Genomic DNA, 11,551 nt, shown 5'->3' with positions numbered 1-11,551 from the left:
CCTTGCACTGGACCCTTAACGGTCTGTTGACCCTGCCGAAAACACCGCTGTCCGATTCGGCCACCCTGCTGGCCGAACTGTACTACAGCAACCTGCTGAGCCTCGATGACAAGAATGAAGCGCTCTACAAAGGCAAAGGCACCTATCGCGGCATCGACCAGCCGACCCGGGACAACTGGGGCCTGGCGGTCAACTTCACCCCGACCTGGTACCAGGTGTTCCCCGGTGTCGACCTCAACGCGCCAGTGTCCGTCAACGTCGGCCTGGACGGCGTGTCGCCGGTGTCCGGTGGCGGTGCCAAGGACACCGGCAACTACGCCATCGGCGTCGGTGCCATTGTGTACAACAAATACTTTGTCGACCTGAAGTACGTGGACGCCTTCGGCCAAACCGACAAGTGCAATACCAGTGGCGTAAGCACCGGCCCGAACGGTGGCGATGGCTCGACGCCGAACGCCTTTAGTGGCAACGAAAACTACGCCTGTTACGCCGGTGGCTACTCGTCCTTCTCCGGTGGTGGTGCAACGACCGAGGATCGTGGCGCTGTTTACCTGACGATGAAAACAACCTTCTGATTCACCGCTCGCTTACTCAACGTAAGCAGGAGAACGATAACGTGAAATGTGCACAAACCGTGTTGGCCGCCTCGCTGGCGATGATCGTCGCCGCCCAGGCCCACGCCGCAGTATCGGCTCAAGACGCCGCCAAACTGGGCGCCAACCTGACCCTGGTCGGCGCTGAAAAAGCCGGTAATGCCGATGGCTCCATCCCCGCCTATGCCGGCGGCCTGACCACCGCACCGGCCAGCTTCAAATCCGGTGACAGCATGCGTCCGGATCCGTTTGCCAACGAAAAACCGGTGCTGGTCATCGATGGCAAAAACGTTGATCAGTACAAGGGCCTGCTCAGCGCAACGACCGTGGAACTGGCCAAGCGTTTCCCGACCTTCAAGGTCGACGTGTACCCGACTCACCGTACCGTCTCGCTGCCTCAAGCGATCCTCGATAACGGCGTGAAAAACGCCACCGGCGCCAAGTCCCTGGAAGGTGGCCTGGCCATCGACAACGTGCTGCCGGGCATACCGTTCCCGATCCCGCAATCGGGTAACGAAGCGATGTGGAACTTCCTGTTGCGTTATCAGGGCGTGAGCATCAGCTCCAAGTACGATTCCTGGAACGTTGACTCCGCCGGTGTTCCAAGCCTGGCGACCACCGGACAGGCGTTCATTTCCTACCCGATCTACGAAAACCTGGCGCAGCCGATCAGCAGTGCCGACGTGTACTACCAGATGAAGCTGTCGTACACCGGTCCTTCACGCCGTGCCGGCGAAGCGATGATGCTCAAGGACGCCGCCAACCCGTTGCAACAGCCACGTCGCGCCTGGCAGTACCTGCCGGGCCAGCGCCGGGTCAAGCTGGCGCCGAACCTGGCCTACGACACGCCCAACCCAGGCACTTCGGGTGCAGGCACTTACGACGACGTCTTCGTGTTCAACGGTGCGCTGGATCGCTACGACTGGAAGTTGGTCGGCAAGCAGGAAATGATCGTGCCGTACAACACCTACAAGCTGACCTACGTCCAGGATCCGAAGTCGATCACGACTCCGAACCACCTGGCCCCAGAGTTCGTGCGTTGGGAAAAACACCGTGTATGGGTGGTCGAGGGCAACCTCAAGGCCGGCGCTCGTCACATCTACCAGAAGCGTCGCTTCTACCTTGACGAAGACAGCTGGACCGCTTTGGCCTCGGATCAATATGACGCCCGTGGTCAGCTCTACCGTGGTTCGTTCGCCTTCCTCAGCCAAAGCTATGACAAGCAGGTTCCTGACTCCACTCCGTTCATGATCTATGACCTGGTGGGCGGTTCCTACAACATCAACGGCGTAGTCGGCCCGTACGGCGGCATCAAGTACATCGATCCGCTCTCCAAGGCACAGTGGTCGTCGGAGTCCCTGGCGGGCGCCGGCATTCGCTAAGCAAACCGTAACAAAGCGTCCAAAGGTCCACGGCCCACAAGGCCGTGTGACCACGCGCAGATCGGTGCAAGCCGATCGTCGCGGCGACAGTTTTTAACGTCGGGCTGCACGTTGCAGTCCCTGACGCGGTTTTCCCAAGAGGACGCGGTATGGGTTCGTATAAAAAGTACCTGCAATTGGCGTTCGGCGCCGTGCTTGTCTTGTCGCAGGGCGTCACTCAGGCGGCCGGCTATATCGATGTGCTGGATCTGCCCGCCAAAGTCAGTGCGTTGGCAGTCAAAAGTCCGTTGTCCGGCATGACCCGCGCAGGCGACCGATTGGTAGCCGTCGGGCAGCGTGGACACATTCTCTATTCAGATGACAGCGGTAAACACTGGCAGCAAGCAGCTGTGCCAGTGAGTGCCGATCTCAGTGCTGTGAATTTTCCATCGGCCAGGGAAGGCTGGGCGGTCGGCAATGATGGCGTGGTGTTGCACAGCGATGATGCTGGCGTGACCTGGCGCAAGCAATTGGACGGCCGTCAAATCGGTGAGTTACTGGTCAAGCATTATGGTGCGTTGGCGAGTGCCCAACCTGACAACGAAGAATGGTCACGCTGGGCCGACGAAGGCCAGCGACTGGTCGAACAGGGCGCGGACAAACCTTTGCTCGACGTCTGGTTTGCCAATGAGCAGGTCGGCTATGTGGTCGGCGTGTTCAACCTGATTCTGCGCACTGAAGACGGTGGCCAAACCTGGACCCCGTATCAGGACCGCACCGACAACCCGCAAAGCTTTCACCTGAACGCCATCGCCTCCACCGGTGACGGCTTGTACATCGCCGGCGAGCAGGGCCTGTTGCTCAAATGGGATGACGCCAGCCAGCGCTTCGCCGCCTTGCAGACGCCGTACCAGGGCAGTTTCTTCGGCGTGCTGGGCAAGCCGGGTGAAGTGCTCGTCTATGGCTTGCGCGGCAACGTATTGCGCAGCACCGATGGCGGCCAGAATTGGACCGCGCTGGACAGCGGCCTGCGCATCAGCATCACCGCCGGCCTCATCGATGACCGTGGCGACTACCGTCTGTTCACCTTGGGTGGGCAGATGCTGGTCAGCCAGGGCACTGGCGCGCAATTGCACCTGGTTCAGAAACCCGTACCGACACCGGTAGCCGGCGCCGCCGAGGCCTCCGACGGCTCGCTGGTAGTGGGTGGTTTCCGTGGTGCCCTGGCGCTGTCCGTCGATAAGACCTCGAACCCTTAAAGCGAGTACCCAGACATGGGCAACATAAAACAAGAAGCCATGCCGGTGATCCGCGACATGCGTGATTTCGACAGTCGTTCCGGCAACCTGCTGGAGCGGCTGGTGTTCAACTACCGCCCTATATTCATGCTGATGATGGCGCTCGCCACCGTGGTGCTGGGCTTCATGGCGGTCACCCGTCTGGAGCTGCGTCCCAGCTTCGAAAAAATGATTCCGCAGAGCCAGCCGTACATCCAGAACTTCCTGGAAAACCGCGCCTCCCTACGCGGCTTGGGTAACTCGGTGCGCGTGGTGGTGGAAAACACCCAGGGCGACATTTTCGACCCTGAATACCTGGACGTACTCAAGCAGGTCAACGATCAGTTGTTCCTCACCGAGGGCGTCGACCGTGCCTGGATGAAGTCGTTGTGGAGCCCGTCGGTGCGCTGGACCGAAGTCACCGAGGAAGGTTTCCAGGGTGGCTCGGTGATGCCCGACACCTACGAGGGCAAGCCAGAACAAATCGAGCAACTGCGCCAGAACATTTCCCGTGCCGGTATCGTCGGCAGCCTGGTGGCCAGCGATTTCAAATCCAGCATGCTGATCGTGCCGCTGCTGGACAAGGCCTCGGCCACGGGTCAGAGCATCAACTACCACCAGTTCTCGCAGATGCTCGAAGAGCAGTTGCGCGACAAGATTGAATACGCCGGTGACAGTGCCGCGCGCAAGTCCGGTGAAGAAGGCAAGGGTCACTACAAGGTCCGGGTGATCGGTTTCGCCAAATTGATGGGCGACCTGATCGATGGCCTGATTCAGGTGATGATGTTCTTCGGCCTGGCCGTGGTCACCTCGCTGATCATCATTTACGCCTACACCCGTTGCGTTCGCAGCACTTTGCTGGTGGTTGGCTGTTCGCTGATCGCGGTGGTCTGGCAGCTGGGCATCGTCGCCTGGCTGGGCTATGCCATCGACCCGTACTCGGTGCTGGTGCCGTTCCTGATCTTCGCCATCGGCGTGTCCCACGCCGCGCAGAAGATGAACGGCATCATGCAGGACATTGCCCGTGGCACCCACAAACTGATCGCCGCACGCTACACCTTCCGCCGTTTGTTCATTGCCGGCGTCACCGCATTGCTGGCCGACGCCGTTGGGTTTGCCGTGTTGATGCTGATCGACATTCCGGTGATCCAGGACCTGGCGATTACTGCCAGTATCGGTGTCGCGGTATTGATTTTCACCTCGCTGTTGCTGATGCCAGTGGCGCTGTCTTATGTCGGCGTCGGCGCCAAGGCTGCCGAACGCGCCCTGAAGATCGACACCCGCGCCGACCGCCACAAAGGCTTCGGTAAATTGTGGGACGCACTCGACCGCTTCACCACCCGCAAGTGGGCTACCGGAGCAGTACTGGTCGCGCTGTTGATGGGCATCGGCGGCTTCATGGTCAGCCTGAACCTGAAGATCGGCGACCTGGAAAGTGGTGCTCCGGAACTGCGTGCCGATTCGCGCTACAACCGTGACAACGCTTACATCACCGAGCATTACGCGCTGTCCAGCGACCTGTTCGCGGTGATGATCAAGACCGCGCCGGAAGGCTGCCTGAACTACAAGACGCTGGTGCTGGCCGACCGTCTCGCCTGGGAACTGCAACAGAATCCGGGTGTGCGGGCGACGACGTCGCTGGTCAACGCCGTGCGTCAAATCACGGCCGGTACCTACGAGGGCAACCCCAAGCTCAACAGCATCCAGCGTAACCAGGACGTCCTGAACTACGCCGCGCAGCAAGCCTCGGTCAACTCCCCGGAGCTGTTCAACAACAATTGCTCGTTGATGCCGGTGATTGCTTTCCTCAAGGACCACAAGGCCGAGACCCTGGACTCGGTAGTTGCCATCGCCGAAAAGTTTGCCAAGGAAAACAGCACCGAAGATCGTCAGTTCCTGCTGGCTGCCGGTAGCGCCGGTATCGAAGCGGCGACCAACATCGTGGTTCGCGAGGCGAATCACACGATGCTGCTGTATGTCTACGCAGCGGTGACTCTGTTCTGCCTGATCACCTTCCGTAGCTGGCGCGCCACCCTGGTCGCACTGCTGCCACTGGTTCTGACCTCGATCCTCTGCGAAGCCTTGATGGTGGGCATGGGCATCGGCGTGAAAGTGGCAACCTTGCCGGTGATCGCATTGGGGGTCGGGATCGGCGTGGACTACGCGTTGTACCTGCTAAGTGTGCAATTGCACTTCCAGCGCCAAGGGTTATCGCTGTCCGAGTCGTACCGTAACGCGGTAGCGTTCACCGGTCGCGTCGTTGGCCTGGTCGGCATCACCCTGGCGGCAGGCGTGGTCTGCTGGGTCTGGTCGCCGATCAAGTTTCAGGCGGACATGGGCATCCTGCTGACGTTCATGTTCCTGTGGAACATGCTCGGCGCACTGATCCTGATTCCAGCCCTGTCGTACTTCCTGTTGCGCGAAAAATCGCTGGAGACACTTCCAGCTGCGGATGACCTGAGGACGCCTGCCGAAGAAGCCGGCACCTCGCACACTCCGTCTGTTCCTCATGCATTGACTACTCCTGAGTAAGTTCACTATGTCCGAATACAAAGCTCCCTTGCGCGACATGCGCTTCGTCCTCAATGAAGTCTTTGAGGTATCCAGGCTATGGGCCAGTTTGCCTGGCCTGGCCGAGGTCATTGACGAAGAGACGGCTGCCGCGATCCTCGAAGAGGCCGGCAAGATCACGGGTGAAGTGATCGCACCGCTGAACCGCAGTGCCGACGAACAAGGCTGCACCTGGACCAACGGCGCGGTCACCGCGCCAGACGGTTTTGTCGCCGCGTATCAGGCGTTCGCCGAAGGCGGTTGGGTCGGCGTCGGTGGTGATCCGCAGTTTGGTGGCATGGGCATGCCCAAGGCGATTTCGGCTCAGGTCGAAGAGATGGTCAATTCGGCCGGCCTGTCCTTCGGCCTGTACCCGATGCTGACCGCCGGTGCGTGTCTGTCGATCAATGCCCATGCCAGCGAAGAGCTCAAGGAACGTTACCTGCCGAACATGTATGCCGGCACCTGGACCGGTTCGATGTGCCTGACCGAGGCCCATGCCGGCACCGACCTGGGCATGATCCGTACCCGCGCCGAGCCTCAAGCCGACGGCAGCTACAAGGTCAGTGGCAGCAAAATTTTCATCACGGGCGGTGATCACGACCTGACCGAAAACATCATTCACCTGGTACTGGCCCGACTGCCGGACGCACCGGCAGGCCCGAAAGGTATCTCGCTGTTCCTGGTGCCAAAAGTCCTGGTCAACGCTGATGGTTCACTCGGCGAACGCAATTCGCTGTCCTGCGGTTCCATCGAACACAAGATGGGCATCAAGGCATCCGCCACCTGCGTGATGAACTTTGACGGCGCCACTGGCTGGATCGTCGATGCGCCGAACAAGGGCCTGGCGGCGATGTTCACCATGATGAACTACGAGCGTCTGGGCGTAGGCATTCAGGGGCTGTCGCTGGGCGAGCGTTCGTATCAGAACGCCGTCGAATACGCCCGTGACCGTCTGCAAAGCCGTTCGCCAACGGGTGCACAGAACAAGGACAAGGCTGCCGACCCGATCATCGTCCACCCGGACGTGCGGCGCATGTTGTTGACCATGAAAGCCTTGAACGAAGGCGGTCGTGCGTTCTCCAGCTACGTGGCCCTGCAACTGGACACCGCCAAGTACAGCGAAGACGAGGCAACCTGCAAACGAGCGCAAGAGTTGGTGTCGCTGCTGACCCCGGTGGCCAAGGCGTTTCTGACCGACATGGGTCTGGAAACCACCCTCCACGGCCAGATGATTTTCGGCGGCCACGGCTATATCCGCGAGTGGGGCCAGGAGCAACTGGTGCGTGACGTGCGCATCACCCAGATCTACGAAGGCACCAACGGCATCCAGTCGCTGGACCTGGTCGGACGCAAGATTGTTGGCAGTGGCGGGGCGCTTTACAACCTGTTCGCCTCCGAAATTCGTGACTTCGTCGCCAACGCCAGTGAGGAACTCAACGAGTTCAGCAAGCCGTTGAACGCGGCCGTGGACACCCTCGACGAGTTGACCGCATGGGTGCTTGACCGGGCAAAAACCAACCCGAATGAAATCGGCGCGGCCTCGGTCGAGTACCTGCAAGCCTTCGGCTACGTGGCCTATGCCTACATGTGGGCACTGATGGCCAAGACCTCCGTTGGCAAGCAAGCCGAGGACGAGTTCTACGTCAGCAAACTGGCCACCGCACGCTTCTACTTCGCTCGCCTGCTGCCGCGCATCCATTCATTGAGCGCGTCGGTCAAGGCCGGCAGCGAGTGTCTCTACGAGCTGGATGCAACGCAGTTCTGATCCCCATGCCCCGCGACTCCCGGCACCGCGCCGGGAGTCGTTTGCAAACGTGTGCATTCAGGGGCACTGAGCCAACAATAAAAAGTTTCAGGAACCAGAATCATGATGGCGACAAAAATAATTCCGCCCGCCGAAGGCGCCTATGCTTATCCCTTGCTGATCAAGCAACTGTTGCTGTCCGGTGAGCGCTATGAGCCGGGTCGGGAAATCGTCTATGCCGACAAACTGCGCTACGACTACAAGACGCTCAACAAACGCATTCGCAAACTGGCAAACGCCCTGACGGCCGCCGGCGTAAAAGCCGGTGACACCGTGGCGCTGCTCGACTGGGACAGCAATCGCTACCTGGAATGCTTCTTTGCCGTACCGATGATCGGCGCGGTGCTGCATACGGTGAATATCCGTCTGTCTCCGGATCAAGTGCTCTTCACCATGAACCACGCCGAAGACGATCTGGTGTTGGTGCATGATGATTTTCTGCCTCTGGTCGAACAGATCCAAGGCCAACTCACGACCGTCAAAGGTTTCCTGCAACTGACGGACGACACGGCTACCGAAACATCGTTGCCGGTGTTGGGTGAGTACGAGCACCTGCTGTCCCTGGCGTCAGACCAGTACGAATTCCCCGATTTCGATGAGAACTCGGTCGCCACCCTGTTCTACACCACCGGTACCACCGGCGACCCAAAAGGGGTGTATTTCACGCACCGCCAATTGGTCCTGCACACCTTGAATACGGTCGGCACCCTGGGCGTCTATCAAGGCCAGCCACTGCTGCGTTCCGACGATGTGTACATGCCCATCACGCCGATGTTTCACGTGCATGCCTGGGGTGTGCCGTATGTCGCCACCCTGATGGGGATCAAACAGGTGTACCCGGGCCGCTATGAGCCCAACACCCTGGTCAAGCTTTATCGTGAGGAGAAGGTCACCTTTTCCCATTGCGTACCGACCATTTTGCAGATGATCCTGAACTGCGAAGCCGGGAAACAGACCCGTTTTGAAGGCTGGAAAATGCTGCTGGGCGGCAGCGCTCTGACTCACGGAATCGCCAGCGAAGCCAGTGCCAAAGGCATGGTGGTGCACGCCGGTTATGGCATGTCGGAAACCTGCCCGATTCTGTGCCTGAGTTACCTGCGTGATGACGTGCTTAAACAGCCTATGCAAGAGCAACTGGCTACCCGCATCAAGACCGGCACGCCGGTGCCCATGGTTAACCTGAAAATCGTCGATGCCAGCGGCAACGATGTTGCCCATGACGGTGAGTCCCTGGGCGAAATCGTGGTCCGCGCGCCTTGGCTGACCCAGGGTTATCTGAAGGAACCGGAAAAGGGCGCCGAGCTCTGGCTTAACGGTTGGATGCACACCGGCGACATGGCTTCGATCGACCCGATGGGTGGCGTCGAAATCAAAGACCGCATCAAAGACGTGATCAAGACGGGCGGCGAGTGGATCAGCTCGCTGGAACTGGAGAGCCTGATCAGCGAACACGCGGCAGTGATGTCCGTCGCAGTCGTCGGCATCGTCGATGAGCAGTGGGGCGAACGTCCCATGGCAATGGTGGTGTGCGAGCCGGGGCAATACCTCGACAAGCAGATACTCGAAGCGCACCTGCTGACGTTTGTCGAGTGTGGGCGCATCAACAAGTGGGCGATCCCCAAGCAGTTCAAATTCGTCGCCGAGATCCCAAAGACCAGCGTCGGGAAAATCAACAAGAAGCTGATTCGGGAAACCGCGTCGAACTGAAGGTTGAAACCGCTGGGTTCTAGCCTCCTGAGGTAGAAAAACAAACGTGGCGTGAGGGAAACCTCACGCCACGTTTGCGTTTTGGCCTACCTGTTGATTGTTGAAGAGTTTTTAAGGATTTTCCCTACAGTCATCGCCTACTTCTCCGACTTCTTTCCTGACTGATCCCCTGCAAAGTCTCGCGCGCCCCATTTTCTGCGCGAGGGATTGCTCATGTTCGACCCGATTTACCACGCCACTGCCTGCCGTTCGGTGCATTGATGAACCCCATCGCCCGCATCGAGCAGGAACTCGACAGTTTCCCGGAGACGCTGACGCTTTACCGCGAACAGCTGAAGCGTTGGTTTAACCAGGCGGCGGACCAGGCCAGCCGTGCGGCTGATTTGCCGTCGCTGATGGGCATGGAGCGGCTGATAAAACTCGGGAGTACGACGACTGCGGTCAGCAGTGGTGACGATGGGTTTTTCTCCAGTGTGGCGCAGTGTCCGGACGGCGGAATTCTGGAGATCGAGAGCAAGTTCGAATCGGTTTATGACATTCCATTGGGGAACATTTCGGTTGATGTGATCGCCATGGATGGCGGCGAGACCACACCGGTCAAGCTTGATGAAAACGGTAAAGGGCAGTTCGTAGGGACACCCGGCAAGTTCTACCGGGTTCATGTTCAGAGCGAAGTCACCCCGACTCAAATCGAAGACCTTTTCGCCTCTTATGACGGCCTGACCAAAGAACTGGACGGCTGGCTGCGCGGTGAGTGGGCCGGGTTTAAACCGCAGTGGTCGCAGTCGACCTTTGTGGCCGCCGGGAACGGATTGCTGGCGGGAAGCTGGAAGGCGATTGTGGGTGTTTGGGACAGCATCAGCCTGCTTTCCGACATTCTCCAGAATCCCCGTAAGTTCGTTGGAAGGTTGGGCAGTGGTGCCGAGCAATTGGCAACGCTGGCAAAAGATTTTCCGGCAACGATGGCAAAAGTCCAGCTGCTGGTCAGTGACGAAGCGGCACTCTGTTTACTGCTGCGCACCGCCAGCCTCTGGCTGGACATGCTGCCAGCCAGCGAAATCGCCGGTAAAACTGCTGAGGTTGCATCGACGCTGGTGGTGCAATTGCTCATCGACCTTCTGATCGGGATTGTCCTGACCTTCGCCGGTGCGGGGGCGGGCATTGCTTATCTGGGCCTGCGCCTGGCCCACCATGGCGCGCGGTTCGTCAGCGCCGTAACGGGCTTCATCAAAGCGATCTTCACGATCCTCGACCGCTTTATGACCTACGTCGACCGCTACAAAACGGTCGCCGCACGCGGAGTCGCGGCAGGTCTGAAACAAGGCCGCATGCAACTGCGCTGGGATGCCAAACGCAACACCACGCTCAAGCAAAACGAACCCCACGACAACGTTCCGGATCAGGCGAAAAATCCCAACGGCGACTCCGCCGATTCCGCCAATAAAACCGCCACCAACAAATGCCCAGTGTCGATGGTCACCGGCGAAGAACTGCTGACCCTCACCGACGGTGCGCTGGACGGTGTCCTGCCGTTCGACTTCACCCGGCTCTATCGCACCAGCGCCGCCGACATCGACCGCGGCCTCGGGTTTGGCTGGAGCCATTCGCTCTCCCATCGGCTGGACATCGACGGCGCCAGCGTCATCTGGACTGACCACGAAAACCGTCGCACCACGTTCCCGCTGCCGTCCGCCGAACGCCCGACGATCCACAACAGCCTGTCCCGCGCGGCGATTTACCTCGGCAACGAACCGGAAGAACTGATCCTCGCCCAGGCCGGCGACGACGCGCGTTTTTATCACTTCCGCAACGGCCGAATGACAGCGATCAGCGACGCGTACGACAACCGCCTGCGCATCACTCGCGACCGACAGGAACGCATCCAGCGCCTCGACAACGGCGCCGGCCGCGCCTTGTGTTTGCGCTATGAACGCAGCCATTTGGTCGCCGTCGACTATCAGGTGTTTGTCCCGGCACCGACCCTTGAAGCGTGCTGGAAGACCGAGCAAACCCTGGTCAGTTACGCCTACGACGAACGCGCGCAACTGATCGAAGCCACCAACGCCGCCGGCGAAAGTGAGCGCTACGACTACGACGACCAGCACGTCATTCTCCAGCGGCAACTGGCCGGCGGGGCGAGTTTCTTCTGGGAGTGGGAACGCTCCGGCAAGGCGGCGCGCTGCATCCGCCACTGGGCGTCGTTTGCGCAGATGGACGCGCGCTACGTCTGGGATGACGCCGGCAGCGTCACCGTGC

Annotated in this window: 7 protein-coding genes; all 7 read left to right on the top strand. The window is 59.8% G+C overall.

Translation table 11 applies throughout. The annotated features are described in order from the left end of the window. Window positions 1–575, top strand: a 575-nt coding sequence (locus PMI22_RS15735) for a DUF1302 family protein (protein WP_157214430.1), incomplete at its 5' end; no start/stop codon positions are given. A 41-nt stretch (window positions 576–616) separates the two neighbouring features. Then, on the top strand, window positions 617–1,975 hold the full coding sequence (locus tag PMI22_RS15740) for a DUF1329 domain-containing protein (RefSeq protein WP_007945678.1): 1,359 nt from the start codon (window positions 617–619) through the stop codon (window positions 1,973–1,975). Window positions 1,976–2,124: 149 nt separating this feature from the next. Next, on the top strand, window positions 2,125–3,213 hold the full coding sequence (locus PMI22_RS15745) for a WD40/YVTN/BNR-like repeat-containing protein (protein WP_007945677.1): 1,089 nt from the start codon (window positions 2,125–2,127) through the stop codon (window positions 3,211–3,213). A gap of 15 nt (window positions 3,214–3,228) precedes the next feature. After that, window positions 3,229–5,763, top strand: coding sequence for an efflux RND transporter permease subunit (locus PMI22_RS15750; RefSeq protein WP_007945675.1), 2,535 nt, complete (start codon window positions 3,229–3,231; stop codon window positions 5,761–5,763). A gap of 7 nt (window positions 5,764–5,770) precedes the next feature. After that, a complete protein-coding gene (locus tag PMI22_RS15755) occupies window positions 5,771–7,549 on the top strand; it encodes an acyl-CoA dehydrogenase C-terminal domain-containing protein (RefSeq protein WP_007945674.1) in 1,779 nt (592 codons plus the stop codon). Between the two features lie 102 nt (window positions 7,550–7,651). After that, a complete protein-coding gene (locus PMI22_RS15760) occupies window positions 7,652–9,295 on the top strand; it encodes a fatty acid--CoA ligase (RefSeq protein WP_007945672.1) in 1,644 nt (547 codons plus the stop codon). Window positions 9,296–9,555: 260 nt separating this feature from the next. Further along, window positions 9,556–11,551, top strand: a 1,996-nt coding sequence (locus PMI22_RS15765) for a DUF6531 domain-containing protein (RefSeq protein ID WP_007945671.1), incomplete at its 3' end; no start/stop codon positions are given.

Source organism: Pseudomonas sp. GM21 (genome assembly GCF_000282215.1).
GTDB lineage: Bacteria > Pseudomonadota > Gammaproteobacteria > Pseudomonadales > Pseudomonadaceae > Aquipseudomonas.
This window is presented reverse-complemented; position numbering and strand designations above follow the sequence as displayed.